This window comes from Caulobacter sp. CCUG 60055, assembly GCF_022750545.1.
In the GTDB taxonomy this organism is placed as follows: domain Bacteria; phylum Pseudomonadota; class Alphaproteobacteria; order Caulobacterales; family Caulobacteraceae; genus PUIC01.
The window spans coordinates 1-17079 of the sequence record NZ_PUIC01000001.1; the positions used below are offsets into that span (position 1 = coordinate 1).

16 protein-coding genes are annotated in these 17079 nt (G+C 72.8%); 5 read left to right on the top strand and 11 right to left on the bottom strand.

Features of this window, described 5'->3' with window-relative positions; translation table 11 throughout:
* On the bottom strand, positions 1 to 190 hold a 190-nt coding region (locus C5708_RS00005; RefSeq protein WP_242916491.1), incomplete at its 3' end, for a hypothetical protein.
* A 248-nt stretch (positions 191 to 438) separates the two neighbouring features.
* On the opposite strand from C5708_RS00005, the gene C5708_RS00010 reads away from it, so the two are divergent.
* Positions 439 to 1131 carry an FkbM family methyltransferase gene (locus tag C5708_RS00010; protein WP_242916493.1) on the top strand — a complete coding sequence of 231 codons (693 nt, stop codon included), beginning with the start codon at positions 439 to 441 and terminating at the stop codon, positions 1129 to 1131.
* A 23-nt stretch (positions 1132 to 1154) separates the two neighbouring features.
* On the opposite strand, the gene C5708_RS00015 is transcribed toward C5708_RS00010, so the two are convergent.
* Positions 1155 to 1817 (bottom strand): ABC transporter ATP-binding protein, encoded by a 663-nt coding sequence (locus C5708_RS00015; protein WP_242916495.1) that lies wholly within the window; start codon positions 1815 to 1817, stop codon positions 1155 to 1157.
* Positions 1818 to 1961: 144 nt separating this feature from the next.
* On the opposite strand from C5708_RS00015, the gene C5708_RS00020 reads away from it, so the two are divergent.
* Entirely contained in the window at positions 1962 to 3332 is a 1371-nt protein-coding gene (locus C5708_RS00020) for a glycosyltransferase family 1 protein (RefSeq protein ID WP_242916497.1), read from the top strand.
* A complete protein-coding gene (locus C5708_RS00025; protein WP_242916499.1) occupies positions 3319 to 4494 on the top strand; it encodes a polysaccharide biosynthesis/export family protein in 1176 nt (391 codons plus the stop codon). The genes C5708_RS00020 and C5708_RS00025 overlap by 14 nt, the downstream gene beginning before the upstream one ends.
* Here the strand turns inward: C5708_RS00025 and C5708_RS00030 are convergent.
* The 8 genes from C5708_RS00030 to C5708_RS00065 all read right to left on the bottom strand — a co-directional run bounded on the left by C5708_RS00030 (position 4472) and on the right by C5708_RS00065 (position 14754).
* Positions 4472 to 7006 carry a glycosyltransferase family 1 protein gene (locus C5708_RS00030; RefSeq protein WP_242916500.1) on the bottom strand — a complete coding sequence of 845 codons (2535 nt, stop codon included), beginning with the start codon at positions 7004 to 7006 and terminating at the stop codon, positions 4472 to 4474. The two genes, C5708_RS00025 and C5708_RS00030, sit on opposite strands and share 23 nt — an antisense overlap.
* The gene (locus C5708_RS00035) at positions 7003 to 8181 is read right to left on the bottom strand and encodes a capsule biosynthesis protein (RefSeq protein WP_242916502.1); all 1179 of its coding nucleotides are present in this window, start codon (positions 8179 to 8181) and stop codon (positions 7003 to 7005) included. The genes C5708_RS00030 and C5708_RS00035 overlap by 4 nt, the downstream gene beginning before the upstream one ends.
* 34 nt (positions 8182 to 8215) lie before the next feature.
* Positions 8216 to 9031, bottom strand: a complete 816-nt coding sequence (locus C5708_RS00040; protein WP_242916503.1) for an ABC transporter permease — start codon at positions 9029 to 9031, stop codon at positions 8216 to 8218.
* On the bottom strand, positions 9028 to 10302 hold the full coding sequence (locus C5708_RS00045; RefSeq protein WP_242916505.1) for a glycosyltransferase family 1 protein: 1275 nt from the start codon (positions 10300 to 10302) through the stop codon (positions 9028 to 9030). Before C5708_RS00045 ends, C5708_RS00040 begins: the two co-directional genes overlap by 4 nt.
* On the bottom strand, positions 10299 to 11573 hold the full coding sequence (locus tag C5708_RS00050) for a capsular biosynthesis protein (RefSeq protein WP_242916507.1): 1275 nt from the start codon (positions 11571 to 11573) through the stop codon (positions 10299 to 10301). The genes C5708_RS00045 and C5708_RS00050 overlap by 4 nt, the downstream gene beginning before the upstream one ends.
* A 1-nt stretch (position 11574) precedes the next feature.
* Positions 11575 to 12687: a hypothetical protein gene (locus C5708_RS00055; RefSeq protein WP_242916509.1), complete on the bottom strand. Its 1113-nt coding sequence runs from the start codon at positions 12685 to 12687 to the stop codon at positions 11575 to 11577.
* Between the two features lie 127 nt (positions 12688 to 12814).
* On the bottom strand, positions 12815 to 13216 hold the full coding sequence (locus C5708_RS00060; protein WP_242916511.1) for a helix-turn-helix domain-containing protein: 402 nt from the start codon (positions 13214 to 13216) through the stop codon (positions 12815 to 12817).
* Between the two features lie 347 nt (positions 13217 to 13563).
* Positions 13564 to 14754 (bottom strand): glycosyltransferase family 1 protein, encoded by a 1191-nt coding sequence (locus tag C5708_RS00065; protein ID WP_242916513.1) that lies wholly within the window; start codon positions 14752 to 14754, stop codon positions 13564 to 13566.
* A 158-nt stretch (positions 14755 to 14912) separates the two neighbouring features.
* On the opposite strand from C5708_RS00065, the gene C5708_RS00070 reads away from it, so the two are divergent.
* Both C5708_RS00070 and C5708_RS00075 read left to right on the top strand, forming a co-directional pair.
* On the top strand, positions 14913 to 15644 hold the full coding sequence (locus tag C5708_RS00070; protein WP_242916515.1) for a LuxR family transcriptional regulator: 732 nt from the start codon (positions 14913 to 14915) through the stop codon (positions 15642 to 15644).
* Between the two features lie 6 nt (positions 15645 to 15650).
* Positions 15651 to 16268 carry an A24 family peptidase gene (locus C5708_RS00075; protein WP_242916517.1) on the top strand — a complete coding sequence of 206 codons (618 nt, stop codon included), beginning with the start codon at positions 15651 to 15653 and terminating at the stop codon, positions 16266 to 16268.
* Positions 16269 to 16275: 7 nt separating this feature from the next.
* Here C5708_RS00075 and C5708_RS00080 read toward each other — a convergent pair whose 3' ends face one another.
* Complete coding sequence (locus tag C5708_RS00080) at positions 16276 to 17076, bottom strand: type II secretion system protein GspK (protein ID WP_242916519.1); 801 nt, start codon at positions 17074 to 17076, stop codon at positions 16276 to 16278.
* Positions 17077 to 17079 lie beyond the last annotated feature (3 nt).

Below are 17079 nucleotides of genomic sequence, written 5' to 3' on the forward strand. Positions count from 1 at the left end.
GGGGCTGGACGCCAAGCTGGCCAGCCTGACCTTCGAGCGCGAGACCCTGCCGGCCGGCCAGGCCGCCCCCGCCGCGCGCTGACCTGACGAACCCGTCCCGGCCGCGAACTACGCCGGGACGGCCCTTCGGGAAGGCTTCGTTCGGGGCCTGTGAAAAGACACAGGTGCTTCGGCCGGCGGGGAAGGTCATGTGCGCTACGCCCGTCATGGATGAACCGGCCCGTGCGCTCAACAGCCTTTGCTAAACCGTTCGCGCGCTTGTGGTCGGCCGGCCAGACGGAGGCGGCGGCGCCCTCCGCGCCGACGGCGCCGCTGTATGACCTCGGCGGCCTTTGTTCGCGGCCTCGCGCCAGGAACGAAGCGGCGATCCGCGCTCTTTGCTCCAGCGTCAACCTTGGCGACGGCACGGCCCTGTGCCGCGCGCTTGGGCGCTACAAGATGTTTGTCGACGTCAACGACGCCGGCCTGTCGCCGCATCTCATGCTCGACGGCTATTGGGAGATGTGGCTGACCGAGGCCCTGGCGGCCACCTTGCGTCCAGGCATGGTCTTCGCCGACGTCGGCGCCAATCTCGGCTACTTCACCCTGCTGGCCGCCGATCTGGTCGGGTCGCAGGGGCGCGTGCACGCCTTCGAGCCCAATCCGCCGATCGCCGGCCGGCTGCGGCGCAGCGTTCAGGTCAACGGCTTCGCCGAGCGGGTGTCGCTGCATGAATGCGGGCTGTCTGACGTCGAGGGCGGCGAGGCGTTTCTGGCCGTTCCCGAGGGCGAGCCGAAGAACGCCCATATCACTCAGGCGGACGCGCCGACCGCTGTCCGGATTCCGACGCGCCGTTTCGACCGCATCGAGGGGTTGGAGCGGGCCGACGTGGTCAAGATCGACGCCGAGGGCGCCGAGGAGGCCATCTGGCGGGGCATGGAGGGCGTGCTGTCGGCGCGCCGGTCGATGACGGTATTCCTGGAGTTCGCCCCGGTCAGGTACGCCTCGCCGAGGGGGTTCCTCGACCTCATCGCCGCATTCGGCTTCTCGCTCAACCTGCTCGACCCGGAGCGGGGCGTTCGGCCGGCCGGCGTCAAGGACATCCTGGCCGCTCCGCCCCACGAGGACCGGATGCTGGTGCTGCGCCGATGAACCGGCGCGCGCGCCGGGCGGCCCTAGGCCGCGGCCCGCTGACGGGCGTGATGGACCTCGATGGCCTCGTCGACGGTGTCGTAGAAGGCGATGCGGCCGGCGTGCAGGACGGCGCCTCGTCGGCAATATTCGCGCAGGGTCTCGGCGCTGTGCGAGACCATGACCAGGGCGCCGGTGCGGCGCCGGTGGACCAGCGCCTCATGGCATCGGGCCCGGAACCGCTCGTCGCCGGCCCCGGTGACCTCGTCGACGAGATAGCAGTCGAAATCGACGGCCAGCGAGATGCCGAAGGCCAGCCGCGCGCGCATCCCGGCGGAATAGGTTTTCACCGGCTGGTGAAAGTATTCTTCGAGGCGGGCGAAATCCTCGACAAAGTCGAGCAGCGGCTGGGCCGGCCGGCGATAGATGCGCGCGATGAAGCGGGCGTTGTCGGCGCCGGTCAGGCTGGATTGGAAGCAACTCGTATAGCCGATCGGCCAGGACACGGTTCCGGCCCGGCGGACCCGGCCGCCGCTGGGATGTTCGACGCCGGCGATCAGCCGCAGCAGGGTGGACTTGCCCGCGCCATTGGCGCCGCACACGCCAAGGGCGTCGCCGGACGGCAGGGTGAAGCTGGTCGGCTCCAGGACCTGCTTCCGGAGTTGGCGGCCGTGATAGATCTTGCTGACTTCGTCAAATTTTATCATCGAGAAATTCCATCCGTGACGAATGAATTCTACGTTCGTGCAGAAGAATTGCAATATGAATTTGGATTTTCACTGCAATGTTGCTGAATTGTACATGAGGTATATTGTTTTCATATCCTGTCGTCTGGCGGCGGGGCGGCGGTGATGTCCGAGCGCACGGATGCGTCGAGCGTCGGACTCGACGGTTTCAACCTCGCCCTGCCGAAGGGCACCGGCGTCGCCACCTACGCCCGCACCCTGAGCCACGCCCTGAGAGGCATGGGGCGGTCGGTCGATGTGCTCTATGGCCTGAACGTGCCGAAACGTGCGCGGCCGGCCCTGCGCGAGACGCTGTTCTTCGCGGCGCTGGGCGAAGGGCGCACGGGCGGCGAGCCGCCGGACAAGAAGAGCCTCCTGCGCGAAGCCCTGTTGGCGCCATGGCCCCGCACCCTGTTGGAGGTGCCGATACGGGGGCAGGTGGTGACCGACGCCATGGCCGAGCGGTTGCCGGCCTATGACCGGCTGTTCACCCTGCCCAGCCTGTTCCATGTCGCCCGACGTTATTTCCGCCGCTATGGCGAGTTCATGACGGTGCGGGTTCCGCGGCCGCCGGCGATCATGCATTGGACCTATCCGCTGCCGCTGCGGCTGGCGGGCGCGCGCAACGTCTACACCCTGCACGACCTCGTTCCCTTGCGCCTGCCGTTCACCAGCCTGGACGACCGGCGCTACTACTATCGGCTGGTCCGGCGCTGCGTCGCCGAGGCCGACCACATCTGCACGGTGTCCGAGACCTCGCGGCGCGACATCCTGGCCACGCTGGGCGGCGATCCCGAGCGGATCACCAACACCTATCAGGCCGTCCGGCCGCCTGCGGACGCCGCGCCCGAGCCCAGGGTCCTGGCCAGCCGGCTGCGCGGCCTGTTCGGTCTCAAGCCCGGCCGCTACTTCCTGTTCTTCGGGGCGATCGAGCCCAAGAAGAACCTCGGCCGCCTGATCGAAGCCTATCTGGCCGCCGAACTGGCCGACCCGCTGGTGATCGCCGGGCCCCGGGCGTGGAAATCGGAGGAGGAGCTGCGGCTGCTCGGCGGCGCGCATGGCGAGAAGCTGCTGGAGCGCGGCCGCATCCGCCTGCTGGAATATGTGCCCGCCGCCCAGCTCGCCGCCCTGGTCCGCGGGGCCAAGGCGGTGCTGTTCCCGTCTCTGTACGAAGGCTTCGGCCTGCCCGCCGTCGAAGCCATGGCGCTCGGCGCGCCGGTGATGACTTCGACCGCCGGGGCCTCGCCGGAGATCGTCGGCGACGCTGCCCTGCTGGTCGACCCCTACAATGTGGGCGGCATGATCCAGGCCCTGCGCCGGCTGGATGACGACGAAGGGTTGCGGGCGGCTCTGGCCGCCGCCGGCCCGCGCCGGGCCGAGCGCTTCGGCATGGCCCCCTATCAGTCGCGGCTCGAAGCCCTGCACCGCCGCGTCCTGGACGCGCCTCGCCCCGTTCCCCGCCGTTCGCCACTGGAGCTGTCCCTTGAACCTGGCTGAGTCCTCCTATCGCCTGCAACGCTTTCAACGCCTGCGTCCGGCGGCCTGCGTCCTGGCCCTGGCGGCGCTGGGCGGCTGCGCCGCCTTGCCGTCCAGCGGCCCGACCGCCGCCGCCGTGACCGCGGCCGGGCGCGGCGCGCCTGGCGTTCCGGGCTTCCAGATCGTCGAACTGACGCCGGAGGCCGTCGCGCGCCTGCAGGTCGCGAGCGCCCCGGCCGCCGGGCTGTCCAGCCTGCCCAAGGCCGCGGCCGGCGCCGACGTCATCTTGCCGGGCGATACGCTGCAGGTGTCGATCTTCGAGGTCGGAGCGTCGCTGTTCTCGACGCGCCCGAGCCTGGCGTTCGAAGGGGCGGGCGCGCCCTCGGCGGCGGGGGCGTCGTTGCCGCCGGTCGCGGTCGGCCGCGACGGCGGGGTCAGCCTGCCCTATGTCGGCCGGATCGTGGCGGCGGGGCTGACGCCGGACGCGGTCGCGGCCAGGATCCAGGCCGCCCTGGTCGGCAAGTCCCAGGCGCCGCAGGTGATGGTGACGGTGCGGGAGAAGCTGTCCGCCGCCGTGGTCATGGGCGACGTCAGGAAGCCCGGGCGGGTGCCCCTGACCGTCGCCGGCGAGCGGGTCCTCGACGCCGTCGCCCTGGCGGGCGGGACGTTGAACCCGGCGCAGGACGAATGGGTGCACGTTCGGCGCGGCGGCGCGGAGGCGACGGCGTCGCTGGCGTCGCTCAGCGCCGGCTCGGACGACGACATCGTCCTGTCGCCCGACGACCGGGTCGAGCTGATCTATCGGCCGCGGACGTTCTCGGTGTTCGGCGCGGCAGGCAAGGTGTCGGAGTACCCGTTCCAGAGCCCGCGCCTCAGCCTGGCGGAGGCCGTGGCGCGCGCCGGCGGCCCGGCCGAGCAGCAGGCCGACCCCTCGGCGGTGTTCGTGTTCCGCTACGACCGCGTCGGTCCCGGTTTCGCGCCGGCCGCCGACGCCCGGCCGGTGGCCTATCGCCTCGACCTCACCCAGGCGCGCAGCTATTTCGTGGCCCAGTCCTTCGAGATGGCGCCGCGCGACGTGGTCTACGTGGCCAACGCCCAGTCGAACCAGCCGGCCAAGCTGCTGCAGATCCTCAACCTGTTCTTCCAGCCGTTCTATACGGTCAAGGTCTTGAGCCAGAACTGACCAGCCGCTCCGGGGTCGTTCGCGCCGGCGCGATCAGCGGCGCGAAGGTTCCGACGGGCTCGCGGTTGAAGGCGAGGCCGTCGAGGTCGCCGAGGGTCACCGCTTCGAGGAAGTCGGCGCGGGCGGCGGCGTCCTCCCGGCCGCACAGGAAGAACCCGGCCAGCCCGACGGCGATGGTCCGCATGTCGAGCCCCGCCGCGCCGTCGGCGAGGTCCTCGACGTCGTCGGAGGTCAGATGCGCGTGCAGGACCGGCTGGTCGTCGACCGCCGCCGGCGCGTCGATCGTCACCCACTTGAACTCGCCCGGGCCCAGGCGTCCCTCGACCACGGCGCCGGCGACCTCGAGCCGGTAGCGGCCGCTGCGTCCGGGCAGGCCGCGCAGCCGCCAGTAGGCGCGCAAGGGCGGATGGCGGGCCGGCAGTCCGATTTCCAGCAGGCCGCCCTGCGGCTTGGTCCAGCAACCCCAGTCCTCCGGTCCCCACCAGCCGTCGCCGACCCGGAAGCTTTCGGCCGAGCGCAGACCGGGCCAGAGCTTCGTCTCGACGTTGCGGACCATCGGGAAATAGGCGCCGAGCCGGGCCGCGGGCGGGAGGGGCGGGGCGGCGATGGCCGGCGAGGCGGCCCACCGCCGGGCATGGCCGGCGATCTGGCCGGCGATGTCGCGCCAGGCGCGGGGGGTGAAGCCGTCGGCGATCCTGCGTTCGCAGGCGGCCCGATGGTCGTGGTCGAAGATCAGGCCCTCGAGGGCCTCGGCCAGCCGGGACGGCGACCCGGCCTCGAAATAGACCGCGAACTCGCCGCCGGCCTCGGGCAGGGACGAGGCGTCGGAGATCACCGGGACCTTGCCGTGGCAGAGGGATTCGGTGACCGGCAGCCCCCAGCCCTCGTAGAGGCTGGGATAGAGCGTGAACAGGCAGTCGCGGTAGAGCCGGCCCAGTTCCGCGTCCGAAAGGCCCGACAGCATGACCACGTGGTCGCGCAGCGCGGCGTTGGCGGCCAGGCGGGCGTGGACGGCGTCGTTCAGCCAGCCCTGGGCCCCGACGCAGACCAGCCTGGGGACCCGCCTTGGGCCGTGCGCCTTGAGCAGCCGGGTCCAGGCGTCGAACGCGCAGACATGGTCCTTGCGCGATTCGATCGTCGAGACGAACAGCACGAACGGCGAGCGGCCCAGCCCCCAGCGCTCCGGGCCGGCCGACGCGGCGGCGGTCGCCGGCGTCCTGCGCGGTTCGGCGTCGAGACGGACCACGGCGATCTTCTCGTCGTCGACAGGGTGGTCGAGGAAGTCGGCGACGATCTTCAGGTCGCGGCGGGTGGCCTCGGAGTTCACCAGGAAGAAGTCGGCGTGCTCGAAGACCCCGATCGTCCAGGAGACGAAGTCCTGGGTCAGCTCGCGGGTGCAATGCTCCGGGGCCATCACCGGGATCAGGTCGTGCACGAACGGCGTGTAGCGGATGCCGAAGCGCCGCTTGGCTTGGCGGACCATCAGGAAATAGTTCCGCAGCCACCAGGAGGTGCCGAGATTGATGAGGAACGCGCCGGGCGGGAACGCCATCGGCTCGGCCAGGTCGAGCGCCAGCCGAAGCCGGGCCAGGCCGGCGAGCCAGTCCGGCGCGGCGCGGTCGCCGTCCGCAAGGCTGAGGCGGCACAGGCGCAGAAACAGGCTCGGGGCGATCTCCAGCCAGTCGTCGCGACGGTCCAGGAAGCAGCAGATCTTGACGGCGCGGCCGGCGCGCTCCTCCAGCGCGGCCGAGATGGTTTCGATCTGCACGCGCTGGATGCCGGTCGGCAGGCGGGCGTTCTGGAAATAGGCGATCAGGTCCGAGACGTCGAAGACCAGCGCCGGGTCGAGCGGATCGGCGGGGGCTTCGCGCTCGGCGGCCAGGCGTTCGATTTCGGAGAGGACGGCGTCGGCGGCGGCGAGCCGTTGGCGCGCGGCGGGCTCCAGCGGATCGCCGTCGTCGCGCAGCACCGCGACCAGCCGCCGGATGTCGGCCTGGATGCGCCGGGCCGCGACGGCCGCTTCGACTTCGGCGTCCGTTTCGGTCTCGACCGCGCCGACGGCCTCGGCGAGCAGGCGCAGGTCGGTCTCGCCGGAGCGGGCCGCCAATTGGCGCAGCTCGTCTGACGCGTCGCCGTGACCCGGTTGCAACTGCAAGGCCCGCAGATAGCTGCGGCCGGCGCCGGCCCGGTTTCCCTGAAGCTTTCGCAGGTGGCCGAGGTGGAGGTGCGGTTCCGCCGAGGCGGGGTCGAGCTCCTCGGCGCGCCGATAGGCCAGTTCCGCCTCGGTGAAGGCGCCGCTTTCCTTGAGCGCGTGGCCGAGCTGGATCCAGATGTGGACGAGGCCCGGATCGAGGGCGAGCGCCTGCCGATAGCAGACCGCCGCCGCCGCCCAGGCCCGGTCGTCGCGGGCGCGGTCGCCCTCGGTCAGATGGCGGCGCACGACGCCGGTCACCGGCACGCCGGCCGAACGTCGCAGCTTGAGCGGCGGGAACAGGGGCGGGCGTTCGCTCATGAGGCGTGCTCGCGGACGCCGGCCAGGATCAGCCAGCCGATGGCGTAGGCCAGGGCCAGGGCGAAGAACACCGTGGCGACGATCTTGAGGCGCTGGGGATAGAGGGCCTTGACCGGCAGGTTGGGTTCGACCACCCGCACCACGAACAGCTGCTGTTTGAGGGCCTCGGTGCGCGCCTGCTCCAGCCCGACGACGGCGGCCTCGTAGCGTTTGGCGGCGAGCTGCTGGCGGGTGCGCAGGCCCTCGAAGGCGCCGAGGTCGCCGGCGATCGCCCCGCGCGCGCCGGCCATGCGCGACTGGGCCGCCCCGACCTGGGCCTCCAGCGCCTTGACCTGCGCGGCCAGGGCCACGCGCTGGGGACTGTCGGGGGCGACCGAGGCGCTCATGCTCGACAGCTGGGCGCGGGCCTGGGCGAGCTGTTGCTGCAGGCTGGCGGTCAGGCCGATCTGCGCCGCGCCGTTGCGCTCGGGGTCGAGGTCGCGGCGGTCCTGGCGGAAATCGGTCAGCGTGCCCTGGGCCCTGGCCATGCCCGCCTCGGCCTCGCGCAGCTGGGCCTTGGCCACGCCCAGGGTGTTCTCCAGGGCGCGCTGGTTGAAGGTGTTGACCCGGGCCTCGCCCAGCTCCAGCAGCTTGGCGGCCATGTCGCGGGCGTCCTGCGGCCGGAAGGCCCGCACGCTGAGCGCGGCGATGCCGGTGTCGCTGCCGATCGTCACCTTGACCTGACGGCGATAGTATTTGAGCACGCTCTCGGGCGGCGGCCGGTCGCCGTGCAGGCGGCTGACGAGGTCGATCTCCGGGCGCTGGTAGACGGCGGTCAGGTCCATCGACCGGCCAAGGGCCGCCACGGCGTCGTGCGAGATCAGGTAGTCGGCGACGCTGCGGGTCTCCGACAGGTCCGAAGACGGCGCGCTGAGGCCCAGGGCCTGGCCCAGGCCGGAGACGCCGCCGCCGCCGGGGGCGTTGGTCTTGATGATGAAATGGGCTTCCGACTGGTACTGGTCGGTGGCGAACAGGCCATAATAGGCTCCGGTCAGGGCGGTGGGCAGGACCACCGCCAGCAGGAAGGGTCGCCACGGCGCCAGCCACCTCCGCCAGGCCGGCGGTGCGGCGGCCTGGTCGCGGCCGGCCGGGGCCTTTTCGAGCGCGGGCGTCTCGACGGGAAGGAAGCCGTCCATCATCGCATCTCCAGTCGGGCGGAACCGGTCATCGTCAGCTCAGGTGCACGTGGCGGCGCACGATGCGCAGCGACAACAGGCCGGCGAAGGTCAGGATCAGGCACCAGCCGGCGATGTAGAGCGGGTCGAAATAGGGGCTCTCGACGCTCTCGAACTGGCCGGTGCGCAGCATTTCGAACATCTGGGTCATCGGCGACCAGGCCAGCCAGCCGCGATAGGGCTCGGGTATCCACTTGAGCATGAAGAAGGCGCCCGACAGCGGCATCAGGATGTAGGTCACGGGGTGCACGAACTTGGCGACGGCCTTGCTGACATAGGTGGCCGCGCAGACCGGCATCGACACCGCGAACGAGAACCATCCCATGGCGGCGATCGCCCCCAGCATGGTCAGCGGCCGCGCCGGCGGCTCGGCCATGCCGGCGGCCCAGGCCCCGGCCAACAGGACGCACAGGGTCGCCGTGGACGCCGCGCATTCGAGCAGGGCCCGCGCCAGCAGCATGTCGAAGATGGTGACCGTGCGGTGGTAGAGCAGCGGCTGGTTGGCCTCCAGCGTCGATTCCGCCCGGCTGATGATCGAGCGGAAGATGATGAACACGCAATAGCCCGTCAGGGTGAAGGGGACGGGGTTGATCTCGCCGTGGCTGCGCTGGCCGAAGTGGATGAGGGTCACCGAACCGGCCAGCAGCATCGGTTCGACGATCATCCACAGATAGCCGATGTTCTCGCGGCCGTAGCGGGTGTGCAGCTCCCGCATGATCAGCGCGCCGACGACGTGACGCTGGACGTCGAGGCCCCTGAACAGGGCGGTCCACCCGTCCTGGCCGGCCGGCCGGCGATCGAGCAGGCTCATGCACAGACCTCGTCGATGAAATCGAGCGCGGCGGCCAGGTGGTCGTCCCAGGTGGGCGGCCGCCAGCGCGCGATCCGGGCCAGCTGGGCCTGGCGGCGCGCCGAGCCGGGCGTCGCGTAGTCGGCCGCCGCCGCCGCCCAGGCTGCGCCGTCCAGCGGGTCGAGATAGTCCGGCGCGCCGCCGCCGGTCTCGCGCAGGGCCGGCAGGTCGCTGGCGATGACCGGCGCGCCCAGGGCCAGGGCTTCGGCCACCGGCAGCCCGTAGCCCTCGGCGAACGAGGGCAGCAGCACCGCGCGCGCGCCCCGGATCAGCTCGCGCAGCCGGGTGTCGGGAATGCAGCCCAGCTCGTGCACCACGCCGCGCAGCGTCGGCGCGCGGTCGAGCAGGTCGAAGACCATTTCGCTCTCCCAGCCCCGGCGTCCGACCAGCATCAGGTCGGGCGTGCGTTCAGGCCCCAGCGTCAGGGCCATCCGTCGCCACAGATGCAGCAGCAGCAGGTGGTTCTTGCGCGGTTCGATGGTGCCCAGCGCCACGAAATAGGGGCGGGCGCAGAGCACGTTGGCGTTGCGGATCGGCGGCGAGGTCGGGACGCCAAGGGGGGCGACCCGCACCGGCGTCGCGCGGCCGGCCGCGGCCAGCGCGGGGGCCAGGGCCTCGGCGGTGGCTTGCGAATTCACCAGGACGCCCGACGCCAGGGCGCTGGCGGCGGCGATCTTGCGGGCGTAGTCCCGCGCGCCGCCCGGCCGGGCGTATTCGGGATGCTCTAGGGGAATGAGATCGTGAACGAACGGGATGAACCGGGCGTTCCGCCGCCTCAGGATCGCGGCGATGGCGCGATGGCGCTCCAGCCCCCGCGCCGAGAGGTGCAGGTAGGCTCGCGGCCGGCCGGTCGCGGCGCGCGACGGCGATATGGGGCGCGGCGCGAGGCTGAGGCAGGCCGCCGCCGCCCGCCGCCAGCGTTGCGTCCTGGGCTCCGTCCAGCCCTCGTCCGTCCAGCGGGCGGCGGTCAACGCCAGGAACTCGCTTACGAGGCCGGTCGGCAGGCGCCCGTGCAGGCCGCAGGGGTGAAAGGCCGTGAACTGCAAGCGTTCAGGGGCCAGCCGCAGCAACCCTTCGGCGTAGGCCATCTCCACGCGGTCGACCCCGGTCGGGGTGGGATGGAGAACGCGCGACAGCAGGCGCGACAGGTCCAACACGATCTGCGGCCCGTCGGCCGCCGCCCCGGCGTCGGCGACGGGGGCGGCCGCGTCGATGCAGGCGGTGGCGCTCATTCGGCCGCCGCCAGGACAGGCGCGTCGGCCGTCGGCGCCGTCCTCAGGCGACGGGCCGGCTGGACGAACGGCGCGCTGGCGGCGATGCGCCCGGCGGCGGCCGCGACGAGGCGGCCTTCGCGGTCTTCGGCGTAGAAGCCTCCGCGCAGCAGGCTGCGCTCGGCCAGGACCCGGCGAAAGGCCTCGTAAAGGCTCGCCTGCGGCGGCGTCGGCGCGCCCCAGAACCCGGCGAGCGAGCCCTGGTGGGTCAGGCCCGGCAGGTCGTAGATCGCCCGGCCCAGGGTGATCACCGGCACGCCGGCGGCCAGGGCCAGGGTTCCGGTGGTGCTGTTCACCGTCGCCACGCCGCGCGCGGCGCGCACCAGCGGGTCGATGTCCGCCGTCTCGACATAGCGCACGCGTTCGCCGACGCCGAGCGCGCGGGCGTAGTCGCCGACGCGGCGTCTCCAGTCGATCAGCCCGTTGTCGAGGGGGTGGGCCTTGACCACCAGGTGCGTGTCGGCCGGCGCGTGGGCGGCGAACGAGGCGACGATCTCGGCCAGGGCCGGCTGCATGCCGTTGAAGTCGGAATGGGCGCGGAGCTGGTAGTCGGAATCCAGTTGCAGGGGCGTCAGAAAGAAGCCTTCCGGGCGAAGCGAGGCCAGGGCCTGCGTCGAACACCGCGCCGCGCCGCCGCGTCGGCAAAGATGGGCCAGCCAGCCGAACGCCTCGACCAGGGGAGGCCAGGGCCTGTGGGTGCGGTAGTGGGGGAAGGCCGCGCCGAGCAGCAGCACGAAGACGTAGTAGGCCAGGGTGTCGCGCACGCGTCGCGGCAGGCTGGACGGCAAGGGCGGAGCGTCTCCGATCGGCGGCGCGGCGTCGGCGGCCCGCAGCCACCAGGCCGGGTCCGAGGGCAGGGCCGAGAAGCCGTTGACGCCGCCCCGCTCCAGGGTGATCCAGTCGGGGCGCAGATAGCCCTCCTCGAACACATGGACGGCCACCCCCAGTCCGGCCGCCGCGGCGCGGGCCGTCCGGTGCAGGGGCCGGCAGTCGCCGAACAGGACGATGTCGGTGATGCTCCGCTCACGGATCAATCGGGCGAGGCGGGCGGGCCAGGCCTGGGCCGAGCCGCGATAGTTGAGCGCCCCCGGGGCGGGCCAGTCCCACTGGTCGCCGCCGTTGAAGTTCACCCGGTGGACGCCGCAGCCCCGGGCGGCCATGGCTTCGCCCAGGTCGAAGAAGAACCGGCCGGGCAGGCCCTGGAGGAACAGGATCTGCCGCACGCCCCGCATGTCAGACCGCCTGGAGGACATGCGCGGCCGCGCGGACGGACAGTCCCTGCAGCCGCCGCAGCGAAGGCAACAGGGCGGCCGGGGCCCGCGCGGGCGGCGCGGCCAGGCGTTCGATCGCGGTCTCGGGCGAACAGGCCGCGCCCGTCTGGGGATCGAAATAGCGCGGATAGAGGATCAGCGCGGCGGCGGCCAGTTCGGTCGCCGTCAGCCGGCGGCCGCGCCGGGGCGGCGGGGCGAGGTCGCGCGTCAGGCCCCAGCCCGCGAAGAACGGCTGGCCGTGGCAGACGACTTCGCGGCCGCGCAGCAGGGCCTCGAAGCCGGTCAACGACGTGGCGACATGGACGGCGTCGACGCCGGCCAGCAGGCGGGGCAGGTCGTCTCCCCGGACGATGCGGTCGGCATGGCGCAGCGCGTCGGCGTCGCGGACGCCGCCCTTGCGCAGCCCCGCCTCGACGTCGGGGTGCGGCCGATAGAGCAGGAGCGCGTCGGGTTCCAGCGCGCGCGCGCGGCGCAGCAGGTCGAGATCGCCGGTCACCCCGGCGCCGCCGAGCCGCAGGGACAGATCGCCCGCCACCTGGCCGGGAATGAGGACCGTGCGGCGGCCGTCCGTCGTCGGCGGCGGGGCGGTCCCGGACAGATTGTACTTGGTCAGCCCGAGCGTCACGACGCGGCGGACCAGCCGTTCGGCCCTGGCGGTCAGGGTCGCGTCGAAGCGGGTCTCGCTCAGCAGCCGCTCGAGGTCGCTGGGGCGGCCGGGGTCGAAATGCAGGCCGCCGCGATCGACGGTGATGGACAGGGGCGGCCGGCACTCCGCGCCCAGTCCGCGCGAACGCAGAAAGCCGTCCTCGACGCGGATCAGCGGGAGACCGGCCGCGCGGGCCAGGCTGTGAAGAGCGGCGGGCTCGCGCGAGGCCCAGGTCGCGATCGCGCCGCCGCGCCGCCGCGCGACGTCGATGGCGCGCCGTGCCGAGCGGGGGAAGTCGGGCGGAGCCGCGCCCGCGGGGGTCAGCATGGCGGCGACGGCCGCGCGCTTCCAGCCCGCGACGCCGACGCAGGCGGCCGCTGGGGCGTCGTCGGTCGCCTCGCGCCCCGTCGCGGATATGGCGGCGTTCACGAACGCAGACGGACGAGGGCGGTTGGGCTGCATGGCGGCAGTTGCTGTGCCAGAAGCGCCGTTTCATCGGCCCTGTGGGAAGCCACAGGCCCGCGACACCTATGGTGAACGCGAAGGGCGGGGAGGTTCACGGCTCGAACGGCGCCGGCTGAGGCGACGGAAAATCGGGCGACCGGCGCGGGGCGGGCGGCGACGTCCTGATCCCCGGTTCAAGCCCGAAGCGACGCCGGTAGTTGCGGTGGAAGACGCCGTAGTGGCCGAAGCCGCACTGGATGGCCACCGCTTCCGGAGCCAAGCCGGGATTGTCGCGCAACAGCCGGTGGGCGGCGTCCAGCCGGACCGCGTGCAGCGCAGTGTAGAACGCCGCGCCCCGGACGATCAGGAAGGCGCGGTGAAGGTCGGCGATCCGGACGCCGATCATCTGGGCCAGGGCCTTCTCCGACAACCGCTTGGGCAGGGCGGCGAGAACCATGCGCTCGACCGTTTCGACCAGGTCCTGGTCGTTGGCCGCCTCGGAGGACTCAGACATGTCGCGGCGTTGCGGCGGTCTGACTTGCGGGGCAGGTCCTGGTCTGGGTCATCGCGCTCCCGTTTCCCGCTGTCGGCGCCGTTAGTCTCGACCTGTGCAAGTCGATGGCGCCGGTCCTTGATGTTTCGACGATCCCGCCGCCGTTCGTCGCGATCCCGGCCCAAGGCGAGAGATCGACGAAGAGACTGTTCGCGCCGTCGAATATTCGAAGAGCGCGGCGGCGTTCGGGGGGCCGCATCCGCGCTCCTTCGCGTGTCTTCCTGTCATTAGGACAAAAATGCGGCGGAGCTTGTGACACGCTGAAGTGTGAAGTTTTTAAGTCGTGGCGCGCAACCTCGGCGCGCGCGTCAGCCGGCGGTCTGGCCGACGAGGCCGAGATAGGCCGACGTCAGGCGCCGGCCATAGGCGGCCGGCGAAAACGTCGCCGCGCGCGTCCGGCCGGCCTCGCGCAGCCGGCCGCACAGGGCGTCGTCGCTCGCGAGGGCGGCGATGGCCGCCGCCATGGCGACGATGTCGTGGGGATCGACGGTCAAGGCCCCGTCGGCGGCGACCTCCGCCAAGGCGCCGCGATCGGAGGTCAGCAGGGGAACGCCCGCCGCCATGGCTTCGACGGCCGGCAGGCCGAACCCCTCGGCGAGCGAGGGAAACAGCGCCGCCCTGGCCTGACATATCAGCGCCGCCAGCGCGGGGCGGTCCAGCCAGGGCAGGCGCAGGACGCCCGGCGCGTCCAGGGCCCGGGCGAGGCCGCCGGCCCGCCAGCCGTCCGGGCCGGCGACGACGAGCGGGCGGCTCGCGCCGCTCAGCCGGTGGGCGGCCACCAGGCGTTCAAGGTTCTTGCGCGGCTCGACCGAGCCCCAGAACAGGAAGTAGCCGCCGGGGACCAGCCCCGACGGAAGCGGTCCCCCGACCGCCGCCGACGCCGCGGGGGGCTGGGGAGGGGCCTGGTAGGTGTTGATCACGAAATCGCCGGGGACGCCGAGCCGGCGCACCAGGGCCTCGCGGCTGTCTTCCGAGACGGTGAAGATGCGGTCGGCGGCCTCGGCCACGCGCGCCAGCAACCGCCGGTGGCGACCGCTGTCGACGCCGGTCAGCTCCGGCCGGTCGAGCGGAATGGCGTCGTGGATCGTGTAGACGTTGCGCGCGCCCAGCAGGCGCAGCGGCAACGGATAGCTCCAGTGCATCACGGCGGGGGGATCGTCGCAGCGCACGGGCAGCAGGCGGCCGTAAACGTTGAAATGGACCTGGGCCTCCCGGAACAGGTCCTCGCCGGTCCACAGCCGCCCGTCTGGCCCGGTCTCGTCTCGCAGCAGGCGCGGGGCGCGACGGCCGGCGGCGATCCATCGGGACGCCCGCCCTCGATCCGTTTCGGTGTCGCGCACCGGCTCGATCCGCGCGCCGAGCGTCCGCAGGGTCTCGGACAGGACCTGCGCGTAGACGGCCACGCCGGTGGCCCCGCCGGGCCGCCGCCGCCGGGCGTCGACGCCGATCCGCCAGCCGTTCAGCGGCGCGGCTCCAGGGGCGGGGAACCGGGTGGACATGAAAGGTTCTTGCTTCTCGCTGTCGCGGACGGCGCGGGTTGCTTGTCATTGTTGGACGAGATGAGCAATGGGCGGGCGACGCGGGTGAAGATCACGGTCTATCGCGAATGCGGAGCGCGCGCGTCCATGGGCGTCCGGTCACGGCCGGGCCTGCGGCCGTGAGCGCCGCGGCCGAGCGTCCGGCGTCGCCCGAGGTTTCGCCCGAGGCGGATCTGCGGACGCGGCTGGCCGCCGTCGCCCGCGCGCACGGGTTCGCCGGCGCGGTCTACATGCATGTGGGACACGTCCTGGACGGGGCGGCCGACCCGTCGTTCGCGCCGGCCCCCCGCCGGTTGGCGGCGACCGGCGGCTTCGACGGCGAACGCTATCTTCGCCGGGACTATCTGCGGCACGATCCGCTGGCGGCGCGGGCCGCGACCGAATTCACCCCGTTCGCCTGGACGCTTTCTTCCCTGGACCGGGGCTCGCCCGCCCGGGCGCGGGTGCTGGCCGCCTTCGCGGCGTGGGGCGTCGAGGCCGGGGTCGTGGCGCCGGTCCAGGACCACGCCCTGGGGCCGGCGTTCCTGAATCTGCACCGGCGCGAGGCCGACAGCGCCGCGCGAGCCGACGAGGGGGCGCTGCTGTTGGAGGCCGCGCGCCTTCACGCCGCCGTCCGCGCCGCGCCGGCCGCCTTCGGCGAGACCACCCGGCCCGACCGGCTCAGCGCCCGCGAGATGCAGGTGCTGCGCCTGGCCGCGATGGGCCGCACCGAACAGGAGACCGCCGCCGCCCTGGCGCTCAGCCGGCGCGGGGTGCAGTTCCATCTGGCCCGCGCCGTCGACAAGCTGGCCGCCGCCAACAAGACCGCAGCGGTGGCCAGGGCGGTCAGCGCCGGCCTCATCGCGATCTAGGCGGCGGTGAAGCCGGAAGGCTGGCTCCTGGTCGCTGCGGCCGGCGGTCTCGCCGGGCTGGCGGCGGCCCTGGCGGCCCGCAGGCTGTCGGAGGACGCCGCCGCGCCGCCGCTGTGGTGCGTCGCCGCGTTCGAGGCCGGGCTCGCCGTGTGGGCCGCGGCCGTGGCCGGGCCTTCGGACAGCGCCGTCTCGATCCTGCTCGCGACCGCCCTGCTGGCGCTGGCGCTGGTCGACGTGGCCGTCCTGCGGCTGCCCGACGTCGTCACCCTGCCGCTGGCGCTCGCCGGGATCGGTCTCGCCGTCCTGCGCGGGCGAGATGTCCTCGACCACGTCGCCGGCGCGGTCGCGGGATACGCCGCGCTGGCGGCGCTGGCGGCGGGGTTCCGCGCCGTGCGCGGGAAGGACGGCCTGGGGCTTGGCGACGCCAAGCTGCTGGCGGCGGCGGGCGGATGGCTGGGATGGCGGGCGCTGCCGATGACGGTGCTGCTGGCCTGCGTCGTCGCCTTCGCCTGGGCGGCGGTCCGCGCCCTGCGGCACGGGCGTCCGGCCTTCGACCGGCCCTTGCCCTTCGGCGCGCCGCTGGCGCTGGGTTTCTGGCTGATCTGGCTGTACGGGACGCCCTAACGGGACCTCAGTCCGTCGCCCGCACCCAGAACGGCCGATGCGCGTTCCCGGTCAGCTCGACCACCGCCGAGCGGTCGAGCGCGCCGCCGCCGGGCGCGCGGGCGGTCACATGCACGGTGACGACGCGCCCGACGTAGGACTCCGTCGCGGTGTCGAGCTTGGCGCGCTGTCCCGCCAGTTCGCGGGCCCTGATGATCGCGTCAGGGCCTTCGGCGCCGGTTTCGGTCATGGCGGCCAGGGCGAGGGGCGAGGCCGCCTGCGGCATGAAGGCGCCGTTGCCAGGAAACACGGTCAGGACCGGGGCGAGGCGATCGAGCAGGGCCGGGGTCATGCCCTTGACGGCGGCCAGTTCGCCGACCGTGACGAACAGGGCTCCGCGAGGCCGCACGTCGTCCGCGGCATAGTCGAGCAGGGTGGCGTTGTGGTCCCGGCTGAAGCCGTCCTGCCAGCTCAGCAGGCTGTCGGTGAGAGCGTCCAGCCGGGGGCCCGCGACGCCGGCGGCCTGCAACAGCCGGCGGGCCTGCGTCGGCTGCAGGCGGTTGAGGGGGACCTTCCCGCGCTCGTCCTCGATGACGATGGTCGTCTGCACGCCGTCGATCTCGACATCGCGAGGACGGCCGCCGATCGCCCAGCGGCGTGCATCCGACGCGCCCAGCCCGGCGATGGCGGTGGCGAGGGCGCCGTCGGCGGCGGCTTCGAGCCGCGCGCGCTGCATCTGCGCCTGGGCGCCGGCCGTCGCGCCCTGGTCGGCGGCGAGCACGGTGTAGGCCATCAGGGCGAACAGCAGCAGGGCGGTCAGGGCCGCCACTAG

Excerpts from the sequence above, each read along its gene's own strand:
- C5708_RS00030 (WP_242916500.1), bottom strand. The coding sequence starts at position 7,006 with ATGAGCGAACGCCCGCCCCTGTTCCCGCCGCTCAAGCTGCGACGTTCG.
- C5708_RS00060 (WP_242916511.1), bottom strand. The coding sequence starts at position 13,216 with ATGTCTGAGTCCTCCGAGGCGGCCAACGACCAGGACCTGGTCGAAACG.
- C5708_RS00050 (WP_242916507.1), bottom strand. The coding sequence starts at position 11,573 with ATGCGGGGCGTGCGGCAGATCCTGTTCCTCCAGGGCCTGCCCGGCCGG.
- C5708_RS00035 (WP_242916502.1), bottom strand. The coding sequence starts at position 8,181 with ATGGACGGCTTCCTTCCCGTCGAGACGCCCGCGCTCGAAAAGGCCCCG.
- C5708_RS00010 (WP_242916493.1), top strand. The coding sequence starts at position 439 with ATGTTTGTCGACGTCAACGACGCCGGCCTGTCGCCGCATCTCATGCTC.
- C5708_RS00045 (WP_242916505.1), bottom strand. The coding sequence starts at position 10,302 with ATGAGCGCCACCGCCTGCATCGACGCGGCCGCCCCCGTCGCCGACGCC.
- C5708_RS00065 (WP_242916513.1), bottom strand. The coding sequence starts at position 14,754 with ATGTCCACCCGGTTCCCCGCCCCTGGAGCCGCGCCGCTGAACGGCTGG.
- C5708_RS00040 (WP_242916503.1), bottom strand. The coding sequence starts at position 9,031 with ATGAGCCTGCTCGATCGCCGGCCGGCCGGCCAGGACGGGTGGACCGCC.
- C5708_RS00020 (WP_242916497.1), top strand. The coding sequence starts at position 1,962 with ATGTCCGAGCGCACGGATGCGTCGAGCGTCGGACTCGACGGTTTCAAC.
- C5708_RS00015 (WP_242916495.1), bottom strand. The coding sequence starts at position 1,817 with ATGATAAAATTTGACGAAGTCAGCAAGATCTATCACGGCCGCCAACTC.